Raw genomic sequence first — 24777 nt, 5'->3', positions numbered from 1 at the left:
CTCTCTTCGTGCAGAAATGGGCATCAGTGCAAGCCGCCGACGCCGAGCAATCTTTCAACCGTTGCCGGATCGGCGGAAAGCTCGACTGGCGTGCCGGACCAGGCGACCTGCCCGCGCTCCAGCACCAGCACGTGATCGGCGAAGTCGAGGGCGCTCTGGATGCGCTGTTCGACCAGCAGGATCGTCATGTCGCCTGCGGCAGCGAGCTTGGAAAACGCCGCCATCAGTTCCTCGCAGATGACCGGCGCCAGGCCCTCCAGCGGCTCGTCGAGCAAAAGCACCGTGGGCTTGCCGAGGATGGTGCGGGCCGTCGACAGCATCTGCTGCTCGCCGCCGGAAAGCTGCGAGCCGAAATTCCGGCGCCGCTCCTGCAGCCGTGGGAACATGTCATAGGCTTCGGCAATCGCCGTCCGTTCGCGGTCCTTCAGGCCGACAAGCAAGTTCTCCTCGACCGTGAGCGATGGAAAGATGCAGCGCGCCTGCGGCACATAGCCAAGCCCGCTACGGGCACGCGATGCGCTCTCAAGACCGCTCAGTTCCTTGCCGTCGAGGCGGATCGTGCCATTATAGAGCCGTGTCTGGCCGGCGATGGTGGCAAAAAGCGTGGTCTTGCCCACGCCGTTGCGGCCCAGAACGGCAAGGCGCGAGCCGGCGGGAACGGCGAAGCTGACGTTCTCCAGTACGCGCGTCTGGCCATAGCCGGCGCTCAGATTGGCGACTTCAAGCTGCGCTGCGGGCATTGGCGTAATTTCCCAGGTAGGCCTCGCGCACGCGCATGTCTTGGGTGACTTCCTGCGGCGAACCGTCGAAAATGATAGCGCCGGCGGCCAGCACCACCACGCGCCGGGCAAAGCGGAAGACGAGGTCCATGTCGTGGTCGATCATCAGCACGGCAAGGTCCGCCGGGAGCGCCGCAAGAGCTGTCTCGATGCGGGAAGTGTCGCTTTGCGGCACGCCGGCGGCGGGCTCGTCGAGCAGCAGCACCTTGGGTCTCAGCGCCAGTGCCAGCGCGATCTCCAGCAGGCGCTGCTGGCCATAGGCAATCTCGCTGACCCTGCGGTTTGCGACATGGTCGATGCCGAGCGAATGCAGGCTTTCCTGCACTTCCGCCATCACATCTTGCATGGCCTGGAAATTGCCGAGCATTCGGCCTGAGCGCCCGGTGCGCTGCAGCACCGCCAGCGCCACATGCTCGGCCGGTGTCATTTCCGAAAACAGGCGCGTCACCTGGAAGGAGCGCACCAGCCCCTGCCGCACCCGCTTCGTCGGGCTGAGTGCGGTGACATCGGCGTCGTCAAACATCACCGTGCCGGAATCCGGCGCCAGATGCCCGGTGACGAGATTGATGAAGGTGGTCTTGCCGGCACCGTTGGGGCCGATCAGCGCTACCCGGTCGCCACGCGCCAGCGATATGGAAATATCCTTGGCAACGGCCAGGCCGCCGAAGGATTTGTTCAGGTGCCGTGCCTCGAAAACCGTGCTCATCGCTTGTCCCGGATGCGCTGGAGAAGCTGGACAGCGGTGCCGTAGAGGCCGCTCGGCGCAAACAGCACGACGGCAATCAGCAGGGCACCGACGATGGTGAGCCAATGGAAGGGATTGATGGAGGAGACGAAGTCCTCGAACCACATGAAGACGAGTGTTCCGATCAGCCCGCCATAGAGCGAACCGGTGCCGCCCAGAACCAGCATCACCAGCGCCTCGGCCGAGGTGGTGAAGGAGAGGCTGTCGAGACCGACGACCTGCGTGGAGATGGCATTGAGCGCACCGCCGACGCCGGCGACCGCGCCGGAAATGACATACATGCGCAACAACGTTGCATTGACCGAAGCGCCCATGGCGCTGACGCGGACCGGATCTTCCTTGATGCCCCGGCACAGCATGCCGAAAGGCGAGCGCACCAGCACGCGCAGCAACAGGAATACCAGCACCAGGAGGACGATGCCGAACACATAGGCGGTGCGGCCCCAAAGGTCGAAGCCGAACAAGCCGAACACCGGGTCCGGCGAGATCCCGGCCAGCCCGTCGCTGCCGCCGGTCCAGCCCGACGCCTTGTTTGCGGTTTCATGGAACAGGTAGACGATGGCAATCGACAGCACGAGTTGGGCAAGGCCGTGGCCGCGCAGCATGATCGCGCCGGCGAGGAGCCCGGCAGCCGCACCGCCGATGGCGCCGATGACGACCATGATTATCGGATCGGTAATGCCGAAATGCGCGGCGGCAATGCCCGCCGCATAGGCCCCTGCCCCAAACAGCGCGGCATGGCCCAATGTGGCGATGCCGCAATAGCCGGTGACGAGATCGAGCGACAGCACCAGAAGCGCGATTGCCGTGATGCGCGTCAGAAGCGCGAGATTGTTGGGAAACAGGAGATAGCCGATCCCTGCAAGCACGAGGATCACGGCAAGGCCGGCAAGGTCGCGCAGCAGCCAGTTGGGACCGCTGGTAGCCTTGCTTGCAGGCGATATCGTCTGCTCTGCCGCCATTATCGCTTCCTGCCGAGAAGGCCGTTGGGGAACAGGCACACGATGGTTATCACTGCCAGATAGAAGAAGAACTCGCCATATTCGGGTACGAGATAGCGGCCCGTGGTGTCGATCGCGCCAAGCACCAGGCAGGCAAGCAGCGCGCCGGGGATGGACCCTGCCCCGCCCACGGAAACCACCACCAGGAACGTCACCATATAGCGAAGCGCATAATAAGGCTCGATCGGTAGGAGTTCGGCCCCGACAATGCCGCCGAAGGCGGCAAGGCCGACCGCGACCGCCGAACTGACCGCATAGACGATCCTTGTGCGCACGCCGAGCGAGCCCGCCATGGCGGCGTTGTCAACCGAGGCGCGCAGCTTGACCCCGAAGGCCGTCCGGTCGATCAGGAACCACAACGCCCCGGCCACCACGACGCCGCAGGCGATGGCAAAGAGCTTATGTGCGGCAATGGAGCGATAGCCGAGATCGACCGGACCGCGCAGCATGTCGGGCAGCGGGATGGTCTTGAGCGTCGGGCCGAAGACATAGTTCGCAATGCCGATGACGCAAAAGGTGATGCCGATCGTCATCAGCACCTGGGTCAGTTCGGGCGCACCATAGATGCGGCGGAACAAAAACCGCTCGATGGGGATGGAAATGAGGATGGTGCCGGCAACGGCAAGCAGGATCGCTACCGCATAGCCGAAGCCGAGCATATGCGCGGCATAGGAGGCGATATAGCCACCGATCATGGCGAAGGCGCCATGCGCGAGATTGACCACGCGCATCAGCCCCATGGTGACCGACAGGCCGATCGAGATCACGAACAACACCATGCCATAGGCAAGGGCATCGGTCCCGACACTGAAAACGGTTTGCATCGCTCTATCCGACGAGGCGCCCGGAAGCCGTGCATGGCCACCAGGCACCAGGGTTGAGGGGATCGCCTATTTCGCGGCAGCCAGGCCGGGATCGCCCTGCTTCTCGAAGGTCGCGATCTCCTTGTTGATGTAGCTGCCGTCTTCGGCCTTGGCCACTTCGCGCAGATAGATGTTCTGCGTGATATGGCGGGTCTCGGGATCGATCGAGACCGGGCCGCGCGGGCTTTCCCAGGCCATGCCCTTCACTGCATCCACGGCCTTTTGCGCATCCTGCTCGCCGCCGGTCGCCTCGATCATCTTGTAGATGACATGCATGCCGTCATAGGCGCCAACCGACGGGAACGACAATTCGGCCGGGTTGCCGATGGCCTTGCGCGCCGCTTCCACGAAGATCTTGTTCTCGGGCGAGTCATGCGAAATGGCGTAATGGAAGGTCGTCAGCATGCCCAGCGCTGAATCGCCGAGCGCCGGCAGGTCGGATTCCTGCGTCAGGTCACCCGGAGCCAGAAGCTGGATGCCGGCATCCTTCAGGCCGTTGTCGTTATAGGCCTTGACGAAGCCGAGCGTCGTCGGGCCCGAAGGCAGGAAGGCAAAGACGGCATCCGCGCCGGAATCCTTCACCCGCTGCATGATCGGGCTGAAGTCGTTGGTCGACAGCGGCATGCGGATCGAATCGACGATCTCGCCGCCCTCGGCCTTGAACGTGGTGGTGAAGGCGGCTTCGGAGTCGACGCCCGGTCCATAGTCGCTGACTACGGTGATGACTTTCTTCACGCCGCGTTCCTTGGCGACCTTGGCCATGGGCGCGGATGTCTGCCAAAGAGTGAAGGAGGTGCGCACCACATAGGGGCTCTTGGTGACGATCGCCGAGGTCGCGGCATTCATGACCACCAGCGGCACATTGGCCTGCTCAAGCAGCGGGGTGACGGCCATGGCATCCGGCGTGAAATAGAAGCCGGCGAGATATTGCACGCCTTCCTTGACCACCAGCTCCTGCCCCAGCGCCTTTGACTGGGCGGGGTCGGCCTGCGGCACATCGCGATAGATGATCTCGATGTCGTTATCGCCGACCTTGTTGCCATTCAGCGCCATATAGGCGTCGATGCCGGCCTTGAAATTCTTACCCTGGATGGCGAACGGGCCCGAGAAGGGGCCGATGACGCCGATCTTGATCGTATCCGCATAGGCCGAACCGCAAAGAGCGACAGCGGCAACCGCGCTCAAGAGAATCGTTTTCATGTTTCCTCCACCAATTTTGCCGGCTCGACTTTTCGGGCCGGAAACTCCCATACAGCGGCAAGTGTCATCTTCGAAACGGTAATGTAAAATGAAAAGAATCGAGCAACATATAATCTGCAGGCTATGTCTGGGACTGAAATGTCCTTTCTAAAAGGGAAGACCGACATAGTTCTCGGCAAGCGAGGCGGATGCAACCTGCGAGTGGACGAGATAGTCCAGTTCGGCTTCCTGGATGCGTTGTCCGAAACTGTCGGTATCGGGGAACCGATGCAGCATGGTAGTCATCCACCAGGAGAAGCGAACCGCCTTCCACACACGCGCCAGCGCCCGGCCTGAATAGGCCTCCATGCCTGCGGACGATCCGTCACGATAATAGTCGCGCAGGCCCTCGAAGAGATAGTGCACGTCGCTGGCTGCAAGGTTGAGGCCTTTCGCGCCGGTAGGCGGCACGATATGGGCGGCATCGCCCACCAGCGACAGGCGGCCGAACTGCATCGGCTCCGCCACGAAGGAGCGCAGCGGCGCGATGGACTTCTCGAAGGAGGGGCCGGTGGTGATACCTGCTGCCGCTTCCTCGGGCAGACGGCGGCGTAACTCGTCCCAGAAACGCTCGTCGCTCCAGTCCTCGATGCGGTCATCGAGCGGGCATTGGACATAATAGCGGCTGCGGTGTTCCGACCGCATCGAGCAGAGCGCAAAGCCGCGCGGATGATTGGCATAGATCAGCTCATGATCGGCCGGCGGCACTTCCGCCATGATGCCGAGCCAGCCGAAGGGATAGCTGCGCTCAAAAGTCCGTATCGCGTCCTGCGGCACCGACCGGCGGCTGACACCATGGGAGCCGTCGCAGCCAGCGATGAAATCGCAATCGATGCGATGGCTGGCGCCGTCCTTTTCATAGGTGACGTAGGGCGTGTCGGTATCGAATTCATGCGGCTGAACATTCGCGGCATCATAGATGGTGCTCAAGCCGCTCGCCTCGCGCTTGTCCATCAGGTCGTGGGTCACCTCGGTCTGGCCATAGACGGTGACGTGCTTGCCGGTGAGAGCGGCGAGGTCGATGCGATGCAAACGGTTGTCGAAGGCAAGCGAAATGCCGTCATGCCGCAGGCCCTCTTCATGCATGCGCCGGCTTACACCTGCTTCTTCGAGCAGTTCGACCGTGCCCTGTTCCAGCACGCCGGCGCGCACACGGCCCAGTATGTAGTCGCGATCGACGCGGTCAAGGATGACATTATCGATGCCGTTATTGGCCAGAAGCTGGCCGAGCAGCAGACCCGACGGTCCCGAGCCGATAATGACAACCTGTGTGCGCATGATTTTTCTTCTTATCCTCCCTGTAGCTGCCGATTGCCGCTAGGTGCCGATGGCTTCGATCTGAGCGACAAGCGCCTTCGCCTGGCGCAGTGCACCGGCGGTAGCGGCGACCATTTGCGGCAGGATCAGCCATTCCAGCGTCCACGCCGCACCCGAACGCTCCTGTTCGTGCACCAGCGCCTGATGCATGCCGGCAAGCTGCGTGGCGTTGAAGCGCGCCAGCGCGACCAGCATTTCGGCAGCGATGGGATTGCGCTTGTGCGGCATGGCGGAAGAACCGCCGCCACCCTTCAGTCCGATTTCGCCGCCGACCTGCCCCATCAGCGCAATGTCCTGCCCGAACTTGCCGAGGCTGCCGGTGATCAGCGACATCAGCCCGGAAAATTCCGCCAGATTGTCACGCTGACTGTGCCATTGCGGCGCGTCAGCAAGTCCGAGTTTCTCGGCAAGTGCGGCCCGCACCACCGGCCCCTTCTCTCCGAGCTTGTCTAGCGTGCCGGCAGCCCCGCCGAACTGCACGGCCAGAAGCGACGGCTTTTGTGCTGCCAATCTTTCCCGGTGGCGTGACAGCGGGGCAAGCCAGGCTTGCAGGCGATCCGATGCGGTGATCGGGATCGCTTCCTGCATGCGTGTTTTCGCCATCAGCCTGCGGCCGGCAAAGCGCGTCTCAAGCGCGGAAAGTCCGTCGATCACCGCTGACAGGCCGGCTTCGAGGTGAGCGATGACCGGCTTCAGCCGCAGCATGAGGCCGGTGTCGATCGCGTCCTGGCTGGTGGCGCCGAAATGCACCACCTTGCCATGCGGCTCACTCACCGCCGCGCGCAACTGCCTGACCAGCTCGGGCACCACCACGCCGTCCTGCCCGGTTCTTTCGCGCAGACCGGCCATGTCCGGCTTGAAGGTTTTCAGTGCGGCTGTGATCGCCGCTGCGGCCTCCGCCTCGATGGCGCCTGCCTCGGCCTGTGCCTGCGCCAGTGCTAGCTCGAAGGCGAGGATCGCCGCTATCTCCGCTTCGGCCGAGAAATACCCCGTGATCTCCTCATCGCCGACGAGGGCAGACAGCACCGGGTGATCGAAGGGCGAAAAGGACATGGCGGCTCAGACGTCGAAGAAGACCGTTTCCTTCTCCCCCTGGAGATGGATGTCGAACAGATAGGTGCCATCGGCGGCACGCTCGGCAATCAGGGTTGCCACGCGCTGCCGGTGCTCGATGCGCGCCAGTACCGGGTCTTCGCCATTGGCCTTTTCCTCGTCGGGAAAATACATGCGCGTGTTGAGCCCGACATTGATGCCGCGCGCCACGATCCAGAAATTGATGTGCGGGGCCATCTTCCTGCCGTCCCTGAACGGCACGCGGCCCGGCTTGATCGTTTCGAAGACACATTCGCCGGTGTCCATGTCGGTGGCCTTGCGGCCCCAGCCGGTGAAATCCGGATCGGCCTTGCCGCGCATTTCGGCCGGCGAATCGTAGAGGCCGTCCGCATCGGCCTGCCAGATCTCGATCAGCGCATCCTTCAGCGGCGCACCAGCCCCGTCGAAGACACGGGCGCGCACGGTGATGCGCTCGCCCTTGGTCTTGTCATTGACCATCACCGCGCCGAGGTCTTCGGCATAGACCCCTTCGATGCCGCAGAAGTTCGGCGTCATGCCGATATGCACGTAAGGGCCGGCCGTCTGCGAGGGCGATTCCTTCAAACGGTTGAGGGACTGTGCCATCAATTGCCCTCCAGCCGGTTTTCGAAAAGCGAGGAGCGGCGCCCGCGCAGCACGATGTCGAACTTGTAGGCGCAGGCATCCATGGGGATGGTCGCCTGCATGTCGAGTGCAGCAATCAACATCTCGACCGCCGCCTTGTCGGGAATCGTCCTGACGATCGGGCAGCGCCAGATCAGCGGATCGCCCTCGAAATACATCTGGGTGATCAGGCGCTGGGCAAAGCCATGGCCGAACACGGAAAAATGGATATGGGCCGGGCGCCAGTCATTGACGCCGTTCGGCCAGGGATAGGGTCCCGGCTTGACGGTGCGAAAGGCATAGTTGCCCTCCCCGTCGGTGATCGTGCGGCCGCAGCCACCGAAATTCGGATCGAGCGCGGCGACATAGCCTTCCTTCTTGTGGCGGTAGCGGCCGCCCGCATTGGCCTGCCACACTTCCAGCAGCACACCGGGAACGCCCTTGCCGCGCTCATCGAGCACTCGGCCATAGACGATGATGCGCGGGCCGATCGCGCTTTCGCCTTGCTTGGCGAAATTGTGGATCAGGTCGTCGTCCAGCTCGCCCAGAATATTGTGGCCGAAGACGGGACCGGTGATCTCCGACAGCGTGCTGTCGAGGGACAGCAGCGCCTTTTGCGGCGAGCGCAGGATGGAGGTCTTGTAATTCGGCGAGAATGCCGGCGGATGCCAGGAGCGGTCGCGCTGGAAGAAGGCGCCCGTCTCGGGCTTGCGGTTGGTGAACGGATCAGCGCTCATTCTGCTTCCCGCCTGTCGCATCCATTTCGGCAAAGACCTGCTTGGCGATCTTGATCGCCCGATTGGCCGCCGGCACCCCGGCATAGACTGCTACATGCAGAAAGGCTTCGCAAATATCCTCGCGCGTGGCGCCCGTATTGGTGGTGGCGCGCACATGCATGGCGACTTCCTCGTCATGGCCGAGCGCGGCCAGCAACGCCAGCGTCACCATGGAGCGCTCGCGCTTCGTCCAGCCGGGGCGCGACCAAACGGTGCCCCAGGCGGTTTCGGTGATCAGCTGCTGGAAGGGCTTGTCGAAATCGGTCGAGGCCTTTTCGGCGTTGTCGACATGCGGATCGCCCAGCACGGCGCGCCTGACCGCGAGGCCCTCTCGATATCTGCTGCTCAAGTGCTGAGGCAGTTCACCCATGATAGCCTTCTCCGGAAGAAAGTTCGGACAGGAATTTGCGGATGCGTCCGGTCAGTGCCGCCGGCTGCTCGACGCAAGGGATATGCCCGGCATACTCGATAATCTCGAAACGTGCGCCGGGAATGAGGTCGGCCGTGGCCCTGACAAGCTCGGGTGGCGTGGAGCCATCCTGGTCGCCGGCCAGGCAAAGCGTCGGCACGGAAATGTTGCGCGCAACCTCGGTATAATCGGCATCGCGCAATGCCGCGCAGGTGCCCGCATAACCGGCAACCGCCTGGCGCACGAGCATGTTTCGATAGGCAGCCAGTTCGGCCTTGCGTTCCGTGTGGAATGAGGGCGTGAACCAGACCTTCATGATGCCGTCTGCGATCGTGTCTATGCCGCTTTTCTCGACAGTCGCGATGCGGGCGTTCCAGCCGTCGACCGTGCCGATCTTGTGGGCGGTGTCACAAAGGAGGATGCCGTCGACCATTTCGGGCCGGCGCTTGTAGAAGCCCAGCGCAACCAGCCCGCCCACCGACAGGCCGCATAGGACAATTTGTCGGATGCCGAGCCGGTCGACCAGGCCGATGAGATCGTCGACATGGTCTTCCATGGAATAGGGAGCCGACCCGATATCCGACAGGCCATGGCCGCGCTTGTCATAGGTCAGCGTGGAGATGTTTCCAGCCAAAGCATCGGCCACTTCGTTCCATATCCGGAAATCGGTGCCGAGCGAATTGATGAAAACCAGGTGGCGGCCGCTGCCCGCAGCCGGCCGATGCGCAAAATGCAGCGTGACGCCACCAATATCGACGAATTGCACTTCGTTTCTCCTCGCCGGCAGAGTGAATTAGTTGGTAGGTTTGGTAAAATGATATTTTGTGGTGTTCTCTTAACTTGAGGGTTATGCATTCCCATGTTCGAAAGCCGGGTGCGGTTCCGCCATCTCCAGACCTTCCTCGAGGTTGCGCGCCAGAAAAGCGTGGTCAAGGCGGCTGGCATCCTCAATGTCAGCCAGCCGGCCGTCACCAAGACCATCCGCGAACTGGAAGAAGCGCTCGGCGTTGCCGTGCTGGAGCGCGACGGGCGCGGCATACGCATCACCCGCTCGGGTGAGATATTCATGCAGCATGCCGGCATGGCGATCACCGCGCTGCGCCAAGGTATCGATTCGGTCGCCAATGAAGGTGCGGCAGCCGGTCCGCTGATCCGCATCGGCGCCTTGCCGACCGTTTCGGTGCGCGTCATGCCGCTCGCCATGAGCTTCTTCCTGCGCGAGAACACCGGCGCCACCCTGAAGATCGTCACGGGCGAAAATGCCGTCCTGCTCGAACAATTGCGGGTGGGCGATCTCGATCTCGTCGTCGGCAGGCTGGCCGCGCCGGACAAAATGGCGGGCTTCTTTTTCGAGCACCTTTATTCCGAGCAGGTCGTCTTTGTGGTGCGGGCGGGCCATCCGCTGCTAAGCGGCGGCCAGAACGTGTTCAAGAGGCTGAGCGACTATCCGGTGCTGATGCCGACGCGCGGCTCTGTCATACGCCCCTTCGTCGAGCGCTTCTTCATCGCCAATGGCGTGGCGGCCATCCCCACCGAAATCGAAACCGTGTCGGATGCCTTCGGCCGCGCCTTCCTGCTGCAAAGCGATGCGGTCTGGATCATCTCGCATGGCGTGGTCAGCGAGGACATAAAGGCGGGAACATTGGTGGCACTTCCGGTCGATACGGCCGACACGCGAGGTCCGGTTGGATTGACCATGCGCACCGATATGCCGCCCACGCCGGCCTTTTCCATCCTGCTCAAGACCATCCGCGAGGCCGCACAGCAGAAAGGCTAGACCGTTTCATTCTCCTGCGCTCCATCCTGGCGCACACTTTTCCGCAACGAAATGATGGATCGCGCTGAGCGCTGCGGATATATCCACTTAACCGTGCTGTGATTCCACGTCCCTCCTTTCAGCACCTGTTCCCTTTTCCTGATCCACTAGTCCTCACCATGCCTGAAATATCGCTGACTGAAATTCTGACCCTGGCTGCGGCCCTTCTGGCGGCGGGCGCAATCACCGGCCTTTTTGCCGGCCTGTTCGGCGTGGGCGGCGGGGCGATCGCCGTACCGGCATTTTACGAACTTTTCAGACTGATCGGCGTCCCTGACGAAGTACTGATGCCGCTATGCGTGGGCACCTCGCTTGCGATCATCATCCCGACCTCGATCCGCTCCTTCAATGCGCATCGCGCCAAGGGGGCGGTCGATATGACCATCCTTCGGCAATGGGCCATCCCCGTCGTGCTCGGCGTGGTGATCGGAAGCATCATCGCCCGCCACGCCTCGCCGGACCTGTTCAAGATCGTCTTCATTATCGTTGCCGGCTTCTCGGGAACCCGGCTGCTTTTCGGCAACAGCAATTGGCATATCTCGGATAAATTGCCGCCACGGCCTGTCGTCGCCCTTGCCGGCTGGGTCATCGGACTGGCCTCGGCATTGATGGGCGTCGGCGGCGGGGTCATGTCCAACCTGTTCATGACCTTTTATAACCGCCCGATCCATCAGGCGGTGGCCACCTCATCGGGGGTAGGCGTGCTGATTTCGATCCCCGGCACCATAGGCTATGTCTATGCCGGCTGGCCCCAGGCAGCACAGTTTCCGCAGATCGCCGCCCTTCAGCCGCCTCTCGCACTCGGCTTCGTTTCGCTGCTCGGCTTCATCCTGTTCATTCCGATGAGCACCTTCATGGCCCCGCTGGGCGCGAGACTGGCGCATGGCCTGTCGCCGCGCCATCTCAGGCTTGCCTTCGGCCTGTTTCTGGTGGCGGTATGCGCGCGCTTTGCCGTCAGCCTCTTTTGAGGCCAGCGCAACGCTCCCCCTCACCCGCTCGCTTCGCCCACATTCTCTCCGAGAGAAGGTGGTCGCGCGTTTTCGTCACTCGAATTCCATGATGAGTTCATCGACCGCCAGGCTTGCGCCGGCGGCAGCGGCGATGCGCGCGACGACACCGCGCCGCTCGGCGCGCAGCACATTTTCCATTTTCATGGCCTCGACAGTGGCCAGCGCCTGCCCGGCCTCGACCTGATCGCCTTCGCGCACGGCAATCGACGTCACCACGCCCGGCATCGGGCAAAGCATGCGGGACGTATCCGCCGGCAGCTTCCGCGGCATCAGCCGGGCAAGCTCGGTCACGCGCGGCGAGCGGATATGAGCGAGAACGTCGATGCCGCGCCAGCGCAGCCGATAGGCGGAATTCACCAGCGAAACCTTCACGCCCATTCGCATGGAGCCGACATCGAAATGCGCATGGCTGGCGCCGGGCAGCCAGCCGCTCGTCACGACAAGCGTGCTGCCCTCGGCAAACTCAACCGCCGATCCGTTGCCCTCTTCGCAAATCTTCACCGCCAATTCCTGCCCGGGCAAGGTCACGACCCAGTCGGATGCGACCTCGCGCTGACGGTTGGCCAGCGCCCCTGAAATCCGGACGTTGCGTCTTTCGCAGAGGACATGGATATGGGCTGCGACAGCGGCCAGCAGCTTCGTATCCTCAGCCGACGGGTCCACACCGGCAAAACCGTCCGGATATTCCTCGGCGATGAAGGCCGTGGTCAGTGCCCCTTCGCGGAACCGCGAATGCTGCATGACGGCGGACAGGAACGGCAGGTTGTGGCCGATTCCTTCCACCTCGAAATCGTCGAGCGCACGCCCCATGGCCTCGACCGCCTGCTGGCGATCCGGTGCCCAGGCGCACAGCTTGGCGATCATCGGATCGTAATACATGGAGATTTCGCCGCCCTCGAAAACACCGGTATCGTTGCGCACGACCGTCCCGTCCTCGCGGCTGCCCTCCGCCGGCGGGCGGTAGCGCGTCAGCCGCCCGATCGAGGGCAGGAAGTTGCGATAGGGGTCTTCCGCGTAAAGCCGGCTTTCGATGGCCCAGCCGTTCAGCTTCACCTCGTCCTGCGACAGGCGCAGCTTCTGGCCGGCCGCAACGCGGATCATCTCCTCCACCAAGTCGATGCCAGTGATCAGCTCCGTCACCGGATGCTCGACCTGAAGGCGAGTGTTCATTTCGAGGAAGTAGAAATTCTTCTCACCATCGACGATGAATTCTACCGTACCCGCAGAGAAGTAGCCAACCGCCTTGGAAAGCGCCACGGCCTGTTCGCCCATCGCCTTGCGCGTTGCGGTGTCGAGGAAAGGCGACGGCGCCTCCTCGATGACCTTCTGGTTGCGGCGCTGGATCGAGCATTCGCGTTCGCCCAGATAGATGAGATTGCCTTGGCTGTCGCCCAGCACCTGGATCTCGATATGGCGCGGCTGGGTGACGAATTTCTCGATGAAGATGCGGTCGTCGCCGAAGGAAGCCTTCGCCTCGTTCTTCGACGACTGGAAGCCTTCGCGCGCCTCCCGCTCGTTCCAGGCAATGCGCATGCCCTTGCCGCCGCCGCCGGCGGACGCCTTGATCATCACCGGATAGCCGATCGAGCCCGCAATGCGCACGGCCTCGTCCGCATCCTCGATCAGCCCCATATGGCCGGGTACGGTCGACACCCCGGCCGATGCGGCGATCTTCTTGGAGGTGATCTTGTCGCCCATCGCCTCGATCGCCACCGGCGGCGGACCGATGAAGGTGACACCCTCGGCCTTCAGGGCTTCGGCGAAATGCGCGTTTTCCGACAGGAAGCCGTAGCCCGGATGCACGGCATCCGCCCCGGTCTGGCGGATAGCATCGATGATCCTGTCGATCACGATATAGGACTGGGCGGACGGCGGCGGACCGATATGCACCGCCTCGTCAGCCATCTTCACATGCAGCGCCTCGCGGTCGGCGTCCGAATAGACGGCAACGGTGGCGATGCCCAGTTTCTTCGCCGTCTTGATAACCCGGCAGGCAATCTCGCCGCGATTGGCGATGAGGATTTTCTTGAACATCAGGCGGCTCCCAAGAGCATGATCCCCAAAGGTGGAATCCGGTTTTTGGACAAGATCATGCGACCACTCAAAGAGGCATCGTGTCGTGTTTCTTCCAGCGCGTGTCGACGCTCTTGCCCCGCAGCGAGGCAAAGGCGCGGGCGATGCGCCGGCGCGAGGAATGCGGCATGATCACCTCGTCGATGAAGCCGCGCTCGGCCGCGATGAAGGGGTTTGCGAAGCGCTCCTCATATTCGGCCGTGCGGGCGGCGATCTTTTCGGGATCGCCAAGCTCGGAACGGTAGAGGATTTCGGTTGCGCCCTTGGCGCCCATCACGGCGATCTCGGCCGTCGGCCAGGCGTAGTTGATGTCGGCGCCGATATGCTTGGAGGCCATGACATCATAGGCACCGCCATAGGCCTTGCGGGTGATCAGCGTCACCATCGGCACGGTCGCCTGCGCGTAAGCAAAGAGCAGCTTGGCGCCGTGTTTGATGACGCCGCCATATTCCTGTGCGGTGCCGGGCAGGAAACCCGGCACATCGACCAGCGTCAGCAGCGGGATGGAGAAGGCATCGCAGAAGCGCACGAAGCGCGCCGCCTTGCGCGAAGAATCGATATCGAGGCAGCCGGCGAGAACCATGGGCTGATTGGCGACCACGCCCACCGTCTGACCCTCAATGCGCATGAAGCCGGTGATGATATTGCCGGCGAAGGCTTGCTGGAGCTCGAAGAAATCGCCTTCGTCGGCAATCGCCAGGATCAGTTCCTTCATGTCGTAGGGCTTGTTGGCGCTGTCGGGCACCAGCGTATCAAGCCGCATCTCGACGCGCGCCGGATCATCGAAGAAGGGGCGCGTCGGCGCCTTGTCGCGATTGTTGAGTGGCAGATAGGCGAACAGGCGGCGCACCTGCTCCAGCGCCTCGATGTCGTTTTCATAGGCGCCGTCGGCGACGGAGGATTTCTGCGTGTGGGTGCGCGCCCCGCCCAGCTCCTCCGCCGTCACAACCTCGTTGGTGACGGTCTTGACCACATCCGGGCCGGTCACGAACATGTAGGAGCTGTCGCGCACCATGAAGATGAAATCGGTCATGGCCGGCGAATAGACCGCGCCGCCCGCGCACGGCCCCATGATGAGCGAAATCTGCGGCACCACGCCTGAGGCATCTACATTGCGCTTGAAGACGTCGGCATAGCCGGCGAGCGACGCCACGCCTTCCTGGATACGGGCACCGCCGGAATCGTTGACGCCGATCACCGGCGCGCCGTTCTTCACCGCCATGTCCATGATCTTGCAGATCTTCTGGGCATGGGTTTCCGACAGCGAACCGCCGAGCACGGTGAAGTCCTGGCTAAAGACATAGACCATGCGGCCATTGATGGTGCCCCACCCGGTGACGACACCATCGCCCGCCACCTTCTGGCTCGCCATGCCGAAATCGGTGGCGCGGTGGGTGACATACATGTCGTATTCCTCGAACGAGCCCTCGTCGAGAAGCACTTCGAGGCGTTCGCGCGCCGTCAGCTTACCCTTGGCGTGCTGGGCATCGATGCGCTTCTGCCCGCCGCCAAGACGCGCCTGGGCGCGGCGGGCCTCGAGTTGTTCGAGAACGGCGCTCATCAGTTCACGCCCCTGTCCGACAACCATTTCCAGGCGGCGGGAAAGGCAATGGCCGCAAGCATGGCCTTGGCGATATCGCCGGGGATGAATGGATAGAGGCCGAAGGCAAGCACCGGCTTGTCCCAGCCGATCACTGCGCCAAGCCACAGCAGGCCGGGCACATAGATGACGGCGCCGGCGAGCAATGCGGCGGCCATGGCGGTGAAGACATTGCGGTCCCAGCCGCGCCTTGCGAGCCAGCCGGCAAGCAATGCGGCCGGAATGTATCCTGCAAGATAGCCGCCGGTCGGCCCCATCATATAGGCAAGCCCAATGCCCTTTTGGGGCGTCCCGGCAAAGACCGGCAGGCCAAAGGCGCCCTGGGCGAGATAGAGCGCGACGGCAGCGGCCCCGCGCACCGGGCCGAGCGCAAGCCCGAGGCCGATAACGACCAGCGTTTGCATGGTCATCGGCACGGGATAAAACGGCACCTGTATCTTGGCCGACAGCGTCAGGAGCAACGAGCCGGCGACCACGGCCAGGACATCCATCGGGCTGAATCGGCTTGCCCGCTCCGGGGCGATGGCTTGGTAGAGCGTCATGGTTCCTCCAGCACTGCAAGAATGAAAGACTGCCGCCGCTGCGACTGCGCGGCGCGAATGGGACCCTCATTACGTCCAGGGCGCACGCGGGAAAACGGTTGAAAATGTGCAAATGCGTAATATACAAATTCGAAAATTGTAAATTGCGAAATTGCAAATATGGCACCCCGCAAACTCTATATCGGCCGCAAGGTGCGCGAGCTGCGCCAGGCCCACAAGGCGACCCAGCAGGGCTTTGCCGAACAGATCGGCATCTCGACCAGCTATCTCAACCAGATCGAGAACAACCAGCGGCCGGTATCCGCCTCCGTGCTGCTTGCGCTTGCCGAAAAATTCCAGATCGATATTGCCGAGATTTCCCAAGGCGACAGCGATCGACTGCTTTCGGCGCTCACCGAAACGCTCTCCGACCCAGTTTTCGAAAGCTACGTGCCCAATTTGCAGGAACTCAAGCTGGTGACACAGAATGCTCCCGGCTTTGCCCGTGCGCTGATCTCGCTGCACCAGGCCTATCGCCACAATAGTGAGCAGCTTGCAAGCCTCGACGACACGTTGGGCAGAAGCGCCATTTCCACCGAGCCGACACCCTATGAAGAGGTGCGCGACTTCTTCCATTTCGTCGACAATTATATCCATGAGCTTGATATCGCTGCCGAAAAGCTCGCCACGCGGCTTGGCCTGTCAGAAAACGAGGCGGGTGCTGCTCTGCCTGCCTATATCGAGGAACGACATAAGGTACGCATCGCCAAAGGCGGATCGGACGAGGATCTCATCCGCCGCTTCGATCCCAAGGCGCGCGTTCTTTTCCTCAATCCCTATTTGCCGGCCTCGACGCGCAACTTCCAGATCGCCTTCCAGATCGCCGAGCTGGAGGTAGAGGCGATGGTGTCGCAGATTGCCGAACGCGCGAACTTCCGGTCATCCGAAGCGCTGGAGATATGCAAGATGGGCCTGCGCAATTATTTCGCCGGCGCGCTCACCCTGCCCTATCACTCCTTTTCGACGGCAGCGATGGAACTGCGTCACGACCTGGAGCTTCTGGCCGCACGCTTCGGCGCCAGCATCGAACAGGTGGCACACCGCCTGAGCACCTTGCAGCGGTCGGGGGCCAAAGGCGTACCGATCTTCTTTGCCCGTATCGACCGCGCCGGCAACATCACCAAGCGCCATAGCGCTGCAAAGCTGCAATTCGCGCGCTTTGGCGCCGCCTGCCCGCTCTGGAACGTCCACCAGGCTTTCGAGTCGCCCGGCCGTATCATCCGCCAGCTTGCCGAGACCCCGGATGGCGTGCGCTATCTGTGCGTCGCCACCGAACTGACCAAGGGAGGCGGCGGCTTCCACGCCCCGCAGCGCCGCTATGCCATCGCGCTGGGCTGCGAGATCGCCCATGCCGGGCACTTCGTCTACGCCGACGGCCTCGACCTCGGCAATCGCGCCGCCTTCGACCCCATCGGCATTTCCTGCCGCATATGCGAACGGGTGAATTGCCCGCAGCGCGCCGTACCGCCGCTCAAGCGGCATCTGTTCGTGGACAGGAACCGGCGTGGAATCCTGCCTTATGCGGTGACATAGACAGAACTGTCGGGCACGGGCAGGAACGCAATCCAGCCTCGAGCAGGCGATTTTTGTTGCGCTTCCAAATTACCTGACTTAAGTCAGATAAAATGAGCAATGACCCGATAAGCCGTATCCGTCGCTTCAACCGTGCCGTCACGCGTGAAGTGGGCGCCCTGGACAATTCATTCCTCGGCCGTGGGCGGCCGCTGGGGGCGGCGCGGGTTCTCAATGCCATCGGGCATGGACACACGGATGTCGCGGCAATTCGTGACTATCTCGGGCTCGATTCCGGGCTGATGAGCCGCCTTCTGCGCGGCCTGGAGGAGGAAGGTCTTATCGAGACGGAACCGCATTCCGACGATGCGCGTCGCCGCGTCGCCAGCTTGACCGAAGCCGGCCAGCGGGAGTTCGAAGCCTACGAAGATTTGTCGAACGACCGGGCATCGGCGCTGCTTGCCCGCTCTCCCCACTCGGACGCGTTGCTTCTGGCAATGGATCTGGTGGCATCCGCTCTTGGACGCGACCGGATATCCGTCGAGGAGATCGACCCGCGCAGCGAAGCAGCGCGCTTTTGCCTTGGCGAATATTATGCCGAACTCGGCCGGCGGTTCGAGAAGGGGTTCGACGTGGCGCTCTCGCGCGACCCCGACGCAGCCGCCATGGTGCGGCCGCGCGGAGTGTTCCTCGTCGCCATGTCGGATGGTCTTGCCATAGGCTGCGTCGGCATGAAGGGAACGGGTGGCGGCATGGCGGAAATCAAGCGGCTATGGGTAGCTTCCTCCGCGCGCGGCCTGGGAATTGCGCGCCGCCTCATGGCGGCGGCCGAAACCGCCGCCCGCGAGTTGTCCATCACGACCCTTCGCCTCGACACAAACAGTGCACTGCCGGAAGCGTTGCAGCTCTACCGCAAGTCAGGCTGGGTCGAGATCGACCGCTTCAACGACGACCCCTATCCCGACCATTTTTTCGAAAAGCATCTTTGATGGAACCGGCTCGAGCCGGGGTTTCCCACAGGCATGTCTTCTCAATCATCACGCAGATGGATGTCATGCAGCTTATGTGTTTAGTAGCGGAAAATTGGAGCATTTTTCCCGTATATCTCCGTTGATTTCGCTGAAATTCGGGTAAAACGACGCAAAACCGAACCGAAAATGTCCTTAAAAAGTTCGAATCGATCGGAAAATGCAGGCGAAGACCGCGGCGTGCAGGTGGGCCTGACCGCAATGCTCGTCGCCGTGCGCGACGGCAATCCGGTCGTGCTGACCATCGGTGAAGCTGCAGCCCTTCCCTCCGGCCCGCTGGAATCGGGCCATCGCTCGCTCCAGGCCGGGCTGCGCGACTGGGTGGAGCAGCAGACCGGCCATCCGCTTGGCTATATCGAGCAACTCTATACCTTCGCCGACCGCGACCGCCCAAGCGACGAACCTGGACGGCGGGTGTCGATCAGCTATCTCGGCCTGACGCGCGAGGAGCCCTCTCGCGCCGGGGCTTCCGGCAGCTGGCGCAACTGGTACGAGTTCTTCCCGTGGGAAGACTATCGCGGCGGCGCACCAGAGGTCATCGGCAACACAATCGTGCCGGCACTGCGCCTCTGGGCGGATGCCGCCGGGCAGGAGGAGAAGCGCGGCAAGCGCCTGCAGCGTGCCGCCATCTCCTTCGGCTTCGATGGGCGCCCATGGAACGAGGAACTGACACTGCACCGCTACGAGCTCCTTTATGAGGCTGGCCTTGTCGAGGAGGCCGCGCGTAGAGCAGGATCAAAGGGCGGCAAATTCGTTCCGGGCCGGGCGATGAATGGCGACTACCGGCGGATCCTGGCTACAGGCATTGCCAGGCTGAGGACCAAGATCAAATATCGACCTGTCGTCTTCGAGCTGATGCCGCCGGCCTTCACTCTCCTGCAGCTGCAGCGCGCAGTCGAAGCACTGGCCGGCCTGACGGTGCACAAGCAGAACTTCCGCCGCCTGATCGAGCAGCAGGATCTGGTCGAGGAAACCGGGCAGATGTCGTCCGACACCGGCGGGCGCCCGGCAAAGCTGTTCCGGTTTCGCCATGCCGTTCTCGACGAAAGACCTATCGCCGGCACCAAATAATTGACTTGACACCCCTTATGCTCATGTTAAGCATATTGCTTAATTATACTCAACCTGAGCATATTGCCATGACCATATCCCCGAATGCAGCTGAACTTTACTCCCGTGTCGAGCGGTTCATCCCGGCGATCGAATGGCCGGCTTTTTCGGGCGATATCGACGCCATCTTGAAGCTTAAGCGCGAGCGCAACGCCGTCATCCTGGCGCACAACTACCAGACGCCCGAGATATTCCACTGCGTTGCCGACATTGTTGGCGACAGCCTGGCGCTGGCGCGCAAGGCGATGGAGGTGGAGGCCGAGGTGATCGTGCTTGCCGGTGTGCATTTCATGGCCGAGACGGCCAAGCTACTCAATCCACAAAAGACGGTGCTGATCCCCGACATGGGTGCGGGCTGCTCCTTGGCCGATTCGATCACGCCCCAGGATGTGCGCCTGATGCGCCAGCGCTATCCGGGCGTGCCCATCGTCACCTATGTCAACACCTCGGCCGCGGTGAAGGCGGAATCGGATATCTGCTGCACCTCGGGCAACGCCAAGGCGGTGGTGGAATCGCTCGGTGTTCCGCGTGTCATCATGCTGCCAGACGAATATCTGGCGCAGAACATTGCCGCCCAGACCGATGTCGAGATCATCGCGTGGAGGGGCCATTGCGAGGTGCATGAGCGCTTCACGCCGGACGACATACGCGAACTGCGCGCGAGCCATCCCGGCGTCACCGTGCTCGCCCATCCCGAATGCCCGCCGGAGGTGGTCGCCGAAGCGGATTTCGCCGGCTCCACTGCAGCAATGTCTGATTATGTCGGCAGGGAAAAGCCGGCACGGGTGGTGCTGATGACGGAATGCTCGATGAGCGACAATGTCGCCGTCGACCATCCCGACGTCGAATTCATACGCCCCTGCAACCTGTGCCCGCACATGAAACGCATCACGCTTGCCAATATCCGCACGGCGCTGGAGGAGATGCGTCATCCCGTGACCATCGATCCCAACCTTGCCGAGCGCGCGCGCCTTTCGGTGGAGCGGATGCTCGCCATATGAGCGTGGAGTTCCACGACCTTACCGGCCGGCCGGTCATCATCGGTGCCGGCATCGCCGGGCTGATGACCGCATTGGAACTCGCGCCGGAGCCGGTGGTGCTGATGTCGGCCGCCCCGCTTGGCGGCGAGGCTTCGAGTGCCCTTGCCCAGGGCGGGCTGGCGGCCAGCCTTGGCGCTGACGATTCGCCCGAACTCCATCTTGCCGACACGCTGGCTGCCGGTGACGGCCTGTGCGACGAAGCGGTGGCCCGGCGCATCGTGGAAGCCGCACCGGCCGGCATCGAAAGGCTGGAGCGCCTCGGCGTCGCCTTCGACCGTGCTGCGAATGGTAGGATCGCCCTTGGACTCGAGGCGGCCCATTGCCGCCGGCGCATCGTCCATGCCGGCGGCGATGCAACCGGGCGCGAACTGGTGCGCGCGCTGGTGGCCGCCGTGCGCAATAGCCCTGCCATCACCGTTATCGAAGGCTTTGCCGCGCGCCGGCTTGTGCTGAAAACCGGCGCAGTCGCCGGCGTTCTGGCCGCAAACGGGGAGGAGCAGATCGCACTCGCCACATGCCGCGTCGTACTCGCCACCGGCGGTATCGGCGGCTTGTTTGGCGATACCACCAACCCGCTCGGCTGCTTCGGCCAGGGGCTGGCGCTGGCCGCCCGTGCCGGTGCCGAGCTTGCCGACCTCGAATTCGTGCAATTCCATCCCACGGCACTCGATACACCGACCCGCCCCATGCGCCTGATTAGCGAAGCCGTGCGCGGCGAAGGGGCAGTACTTGTCGATGAGACCGGGCGACGCTTTCTGGCCGACCTGCCCGGCGCCGAGCTTTCCACACGCGATGCGGTGGCGCGCGGCGTCTTCCGCCATCTGGCGCGGGGGCACAAAGTCTATCTCGATACGCGCGATTGCCTCGGGGCGCATTTTGCCGACCGCTTCCCAGCCATAGAAGGCTTCTGCCGCGAGGCCGGTATCGATCCGGCGCGCGATCCGATCCCCGTGCGGCCGGCAGCCCACTATCACATGGGCGGCGTGGCCGTTGATGGGCAGGGCCGCAGTTCCGTGCCCGGTCTGTGGGCCTGCGGAGAGGTCGCTTCGACCGGCCTGCATGGCGCCAATCGGCTTGCCAGCAATTCGCTGATCGAGGCGGTCGTATCGGCCGGTTGGGTCGCCAGCAGCGTGGCGGCAACTGCGCCTTGCCGTAGCACCAGGGCAATTCCAGTGGCAATGCTGCCGCACCCTGCCCCTGGCATCGTCCGCGATATCGTGTCGTCCTCCCTTGGCGTCATTCGCCACGGCGATGGCCTGCGTGACGCGTTGGCCAGTCTGCTGCCGCTGGCCACCGGCAGCACCGCTTGCGCCGATCCGGCAGCAGTCGCGCTGATGATGGTTCTGTCGGCACTGGGCCGCGAGGAGAGCCGAGGCGCACATTGCAGGGCGGACCACCCCGCCCGCAGCGCGGTGGCCCGCCGCTCGCTTCTCACCCTCGAGGCCGCCTTGGCGGAAGCCGGAAAACTCGATTCTGAACCGCTGGCCCGGAGCGCCTGACCGATGACCCTCGTACCCTTGCCCGCAATCATGCTCGAACCGCTGGTGCGCTCGGCCCTGCTTGAAGACCTGGGCCGCGCCGGCGACATCACCACCGACGCCATCGTGCCGGCGGGCAGCACCGCCAAAATGGTGCTGGCGGCGCGTCAGCCCGGCGTCGTCGCCGGCCTGGATGTTGCGGCGCTGGCTTTCCGCCTGATCGACCCGGCAATCGCCATGAAGCCCCACAGGCCGGACGGCAGCCGCCTCGAGCCGGGCGATGTCATCGCCACGCTGAGCGGGCCGACGCGCGGGGTGCTGACTGCCGAGCGGGTCGCGCTCAACTTCCTGTCTCATCTCAGCGGCATCGCGACCGCTACCGCGGGCATTGTGGAGACAGTGCGCGGCCACCGGGCCAAGATCGTGTGCACGCGCAAGACCACACCCGGCCTGCGGGCGTTCGAAAAATACGCGGTGCGCGCCGGCGGCGGCTGGAACCACCGCTTCGGCCTCGATGACGCGGTGCTCATCAAGGACAACCATATCGCCATTGCCGGCGGCGTAAGCATGGCTATCGAGCGGGCAAAGTCCCATCTCGGCCATCTGGTCAAGATCGAAGTCGAAGTTGACACACTCGGTCAGCTGGAAGAGGCGCTTGTGCTTGGAGTGGATGCCGTTCTCCTCGACAACATGTCGCCGGAGACGCTTACCCGCGCGGTGGCGATGGTCGGCGGGCGGGCGATTACCGAGGCTTCGGGCCGCGTCAACTCGTCCACCGCGCCGGCTATTGCAGCCAGCGGCGTCGATTTCATTTCTGTCGGCTGGCTGACCCACAGCGCCCCGATCCTTGATATCGGGCTGGACATGGTCGGATGATCACGGTTGGTCATTAGAGCATCGACCGAAAAGTGGACCCCGGTTTTCGGAATATTCCGATGCTCAATCAAAGTGTTAGAGCGTCCTTAGAGCCGTTCTGGTTTAAACGGAATCGAGGAACGGCTCTAAACTTTTGTTTTGGCCGCATTTCCGGACGCAAAACCGTTTCACACTTTTGCTGGAAATGCTCTAGTGCGTCCAATTGGACGCACCGCGCTCTACAGATAGAACATTGCCTTTGCCAGGAAGACGATAAGCACCACGTGGCAAAAAACGCTGATATGGATGAACTTGACGTGCCGGGACTTTAGCTTTCCGCGGCCGCCGAGCGTCACAGCGGTGATGAAGTGCGCCAGCACGCTGATCGCAAGAACTATCTTGATCGAAAGCAGAGTCGCAAAGCGGCTGTCGAAGGGATGCGCCAGCATATCGCGATATTGCCAGGCCATGGTGATGCCGGCCGCATACAGGATCGCGATGACGAACGACATTACGCGGCGGGCACGATAGCCGATCGCGGCCTCCACTGACCGCATCGCGTCTCGCCCGACCGGCTTGCGGATGCTTTCGAGAATGAGAACCTCGAAGAAGACCGTGCCGACAAACATGATGGCGGCAAAAAGATGCACGGTGACGAGAACAAAATGGCTCATGGCAATGGAACTGCGCTTGCCATGCAAGCCTTACATCTTGATGGTCTGCCCGACTGAACCCTGCTCGCAACTGAGAAACGCAACATTTGCGCCGCGCTCCATCTGCATGACTTCGGCGAGAACCGAGACCGCTACATCAGATGCAGTCTTGGCACCTGAAAACAGGCCCGCGGGACCTTTGATGCGCCCGAGTTGGACAGGGTCGACGCCGTCCAGTTCCAGCATTTCCATTCTTTGGCGTTGCGTGCGCCGGCTGCCCATCGCCCCGATATAGAAGGCTGGTGTCTGCAAGGCCGCAGGTATCAGGCGCTTTTCCCAATCATGGTCATGGAACATGAGAACAATGGCCGATCTTGAATCCGCCTGGAAATCGGGAGACGTGCCTCTGCCGACTACGACCGTCAAAACGCCCTCCCCTTCCGCCGCGTTCCTTGTTTCCTCGTCGGGGGAAAAAAGGACAGACTCGAAACCGGAAAGACGGCCAAGCCTGGCCAACTGGATCGCCGCAGGCCCGACGCCGGCCACGATCAACCGGCGGCGTGGATAATAATGGCGGATGAAGGCCTCATGGGGATCAGCCTCGCTTCCGCCCGGCACCCGCAAGGCTGCAGCCTGCCGGCGTGCCAAGGCGAGATCGATCGCCGCAAGTTCGCCTTCGGATACATTGACATCCAGCACCAGTTCGATGGCGCTGCCGCAGGGAAGCTGGATGTCGAGATATTTCGACCCCCTTCCATAGCGAACGCGACGGTTGCTGCCCTGCTCGATCGCGGCCAGTGCCTCTGCGACGATGGCGCGTTCGATACACCCTCCGGAAAGATAGCCGACCCAGTCTCCGGATTCCGAGACCGCCATCTGCGACCCTAGCGGCCGTGGCGATGAACCTTCGATCTGCACCAGCGTAACGAGCGCGACACGTTCGCCAGCGCGCATGCGGTCAAGGGCGAAGTCGATGACATATTCCTCCACCCGCTCCCAGGTTCCATCCGGTTTTCTCATAATGACAGCCCCAATGGTTCTTACAGCAGCACTGAGCTTCTGACGGCAATTCCAGGGGCATTCGTGGATAAACGATATGTTGCCTATGGCAGTGCAAGGAAGCTTACTGCGTCATCTATATATGAACACATATAACGGAATACTGCAAAGTCTGAATTGATATCGAATCGATTCAAC

The 24777-nt window shown here is 62.7% G+C and carries 24 protein-coding genes; 8 read left to right on the top strand and 16 right to left on the bottom strand.

From position 1 onward, the window contains the following. Positions 1–23 precede the first annotated feature (23 nt). From EET67_RS12970 to pcaD, 11 genes are all read right to left on the bottom strand, one after another. On the bottom strand, positions 24–740 hold the full coding sequence (locus EET67_RS12970) for an ABC transporter ATP-binding protein (RefSeq protein WP_128626603.1): 717 nt from the start codon (positions 738–740) through the stop codon (positions 24–26). After that, positions 721–1485 (bottom strand): ABC transporter ATP-binding protein, encoded by a 765-nt coding sequence (locus EET67_RS12965; protein ID WP_128626602.1) that lies wholly within the window; start codon positions 1483–1485, stop codon positions 721–723. The genes EET67_RS12970 and EET67_RS12965 overlap by 20 nt, the downstream gene beginning before the upstream one ends. Continuing rightward, on the bottom strand, positions 1482–2486 hold the full coding sequence (locus EET67_RS12960) for a branched-chain amino acid ABC transporter permease (RefSeq protein ID WP_128626601.1): 1005 nt from the start codon (positions 2484–2486) through the stop codon (positions 1482–1484). The genes EET67_RS12965 and EET67_RS12960 overlap by 4 nt, the downstream gene beginning before the upstream one ends. Further along, entirely contained in the window at positions 2486–3349 is an 864-nt protein-coding gene (locus tag EET67_RS12955) for a branched-chain amino acid ABC transporter permease (protein WP_128626600.1), read from the bottom strand. The genes EET67_RS12960 and EET67_RS12955 overlap by 1 nt, the downstream gene beginning before the upstream one ends. A gap of 66 nt (positions 3350–3415) precedes the next feature. After that, entirely contained in the window at positions 3416–4588 is a 1173-nt protein-coding gene (locus EET67_RS12950; RefSeq protein WP_128626599.1) for an ABC transporter substrate-binding protein, read from the bottom strand. Positions 4589–4735: 147 nt separating this feature from the next. Then, entirely contained in the window at positions 4736–5905 is a 1170-nt protein-coding gene (gene pobA, locus EET67_RS12945) for a 4-hydroxybenzoate 3-monooxygenase (RefSeq protein ID WP_128626598.1), read from the bottom strand. Positions 5906–5944: 39 nt separating this feature from the next. Next, on the bottom strand, positions 5945–6997 hold the full coding sequence (locus EET67_RS12940) for a 3-carboxy-cis,cis-muconate cycloisomerase (RefSeq protein WP_128626597.1): 1053 nt from the start codon (positions 6995–6997) through the stop codon (positions 5945–5947). Between the two features lie 6 nt (positions 6998–7003). Further along, positions 7004–7621: a protocatechuate 3,4-dioxygenase subunit alpha gene (pcaG, locus tag EET67_RS12935; protein WP_128626596.1), complete on the bottom strand. Its 618-nt coding sequence runs from the start codon at positions 7619–7621 to the stop codon at positions 7004–7006. Continuing rightward, positions 7621–8376: a protocatechuate 3,4-dioxygenase subunit beta gene (gene pcaH / locus EET67_RS12930; protein WP_128626595.1), complete on the bottom strand. Its 756-nt coding sequence runs from the start codon at positions 8374–8376 to the stop codon at positions 7621–7623. Before pcaH ends, pcaG begins: the two co-directional genes overlap by 1 nt. Continuing rightward, positions 8366–8785 (bottom strand): 4-carboxymuconolactone decarboxylase, encoded by a 420-nt coding sequence (gene pcaC / locus EET67_RS12925; RefSeq protein ID WP_128626594.1) that lies wholly within the window; start codon positions 8783–8785, stop codon positions 8366–8368. Before pcaC ends, pcaH begins: the two co-directional genes overlap by 11 nt. Continuing rightward, complete coding sequence (pcaD, locus tag EET67_RS12920) at positions 8778–9590, bottom strand: 3-oxoadipate enol-lactonase (protein WP_128626593.1); 813 nt, start codon at positions 9588–9590, stop codon at positions 8778–8780. The genes pcaC and pcaD overlap by 8 nt, the downstream gene beginning before the upstream one ends. Before the next feature lie 93 nt (positions 9591–9683). On the opposite strand from pcaD, the gene pcaQ reads away from it, so the two are divergent. Both pcaQ and EET67_RS12910 read left to right on the top strand, forming a co-directional pair. Further along, positions 9684–10601, top strand: a complete 918-nt coding sequence (pcaQ, locus tag EET67_RS12915) for a pca operon transcription factor PcaQ (protein ID WP_128626592.1) — start codon at positions 9684–9686, stop codon at positions 10599–10601. Positions 10602–10759: 158 nt separating this feature from the next. Further along, positions 10760–11608, top strand: coding sequence for a sulfite exporter TauE/SafE family protein (locus EET67_RS12910; protein ID WP_128626591.1), 849 nt, complete (start codon positions 10760–10762; stop codon positions 11606–11608). A 75-nt stretch (positions 11609–11683) separates the two neighbouring features. Here the strand turns inward: EET67_RS12910 and EET67_RS12905 are convergent, their stop codons facing one another. From EET67_RS12905 to EET67_RS12895, 3 genes are all read right to left on the bottom strand, one after another. After that, positions 11684–13684, bottom strand: coding sequence for an acetyl-CoA carboxylase biotin carboxylase subunit (locus tag EET67_RS12905; RefSeq protein WP_128626590.1), 2001 nt, complete (start codon positions 13682–13684; stop codon positions 11684–11686). 67 nt (positions 13685–13751) lie between these two features. Continuing rightward, positions 13752–15284: an acyl-CoA carboxylase subunit beta gene (locus EET67_RS12900; protein ID WP_128626589.1), complete on the bottom strand. Its 1533-nt coding sequence runs from the start codon at positions 15282–15284 to the stop codon at positions 13752–13754. Continuing rightward, positions 15284–15865, bottom strand: coding sequence for a biotin transporter BioY (locus EET67_RS12895; protein WP_128626588.1), 582 nt, complete (start codon positions 15863–15865; stop codon positions 15284–15286). Before EET67_RS12895 ends, EET67_RS12900 begins: the two co-directional genes overlap by 1 nt. A gap of 159 nt (positions 15866–16024) precedes the next feature. On the opposite strand from EET67_RS12895, the gene EET67_RS12890 reads away from it, so the two are divergent. The 6 genes from EET67_RS12890 (at position 16025) to nadC (ending at position 22948) form a co-directional block, all read left to right on the top strand. After that, entirely contained in the window at positions 16025–17437 is a 1413-nt protein-coding gene (locus EET67_RS12890) for a helix-turn-helix domain-containing protein (protein WP_128626587.1), read from the top strand. 92 nt (positions 17438–17529) lie between these two features. Then, positions 17530–18405: a bifunctional helix-turn-helix transcriptional regulator/GNAT family N-acetyltransferase gene (locus tag EET67_RS12885; RefSeq protein ID WP_128626586.1), complete on the top strand. Its 876-nt coding sequence runs from the start codon at positions 17530–17532 to the stop codon at positions 18403–18405. 168 nt (positions 18406–18573) lie between these two features. Then, positions 18574–19515: an NUDIX hydrolase gene (locus EET67_RS12880; protein ID WP_128626585.1), complete on the top strand. Its 942-nt coding sequence runs from the start codon at positions 18574–18576 to the stop codon at positions 19513–19515. 68 nt (positions 19516–19583) lie between these two features. Beyond that, positions 19584–20555: a quinolinate synthase NadA gene (nadA, locus tag EET67_RS12875; protein WP_165899893.1), complete on the top strand. Its 972-nt coding sequence runs from the start codon at positions 19584–19586 to the stop codon at positions 20553–20555. Next, complete coding sequence (locus tag EET67_RS12870) at positions 20552–22093, top strand: L-aspartate oxidase (RefSeq protein ID WP_128626583.1); 1542 nt, start codon at positions 20552–20554, stop codon at positions 22091–22093. The genes nadA and EET67_RS12870 overlap by 4 nt, the downstream gene beginning before the upstream one ends. 3 nt (positions 22094–22096) lie before the next feature. Then, positions 22097–22948, top strand: a complete 852-nt coding sequence (nadC, locus tag EET67_RS12865) for a carboxylating nicotinate-nucleotide diphosphorylase (RefSeq protein WP_128626582.1) — start codon at positions 22097–22099, stop codon at positions 22946–22948. A 218-nt stretch (positions 22949–23166) separates the two neighbouring features. Here nadC and EET67_RS12860 read toward each other — a convergent pair whose 3' ends face one another. Continuing rightward, positions 23167–23601 carry a CopD family copper resistance protein gene (locus EET67_RS12860; protein WP_128626581.1) on the bottom strand — a complete coding sequence of 145 codons (435 nt, stop codon included), beginning with the start codon at positions 23599–23601 and terminating at the stop codon, positions 23167–23169. Positions 23602–23631: 30 nt separating this feature from the next. Beyond that, positions 23632–24600 carry an XdhC family protein gene (locus tag EET67_RS12855; protein WP_128626580.1) on the bottom strand — a complete coding sequence of 323 codons (969 nt, stop codon included), beginning with the start codon at positions 24598–24600 and terminating at the stop codon, positions 23632–23634. Positions 24601–24777 lie beyond the last annotated feature (177 nt).

The organism is Borborobacter arsenicus (assembly GCF_003934165.1).
GTDB classification, from domain to species: Bacteria; Pseudomonadota; Alphaproteobacteria; order Rhizobiales; family Rhizobiaceae; genus Pseudaminobacter; species Pseudaminobacter arsenicus.
The sequence above is the reverse complement of the archived record's forward strand: the minus strand, read 5'-3'. Positions and strand labels throughout refer to the sequence as shown.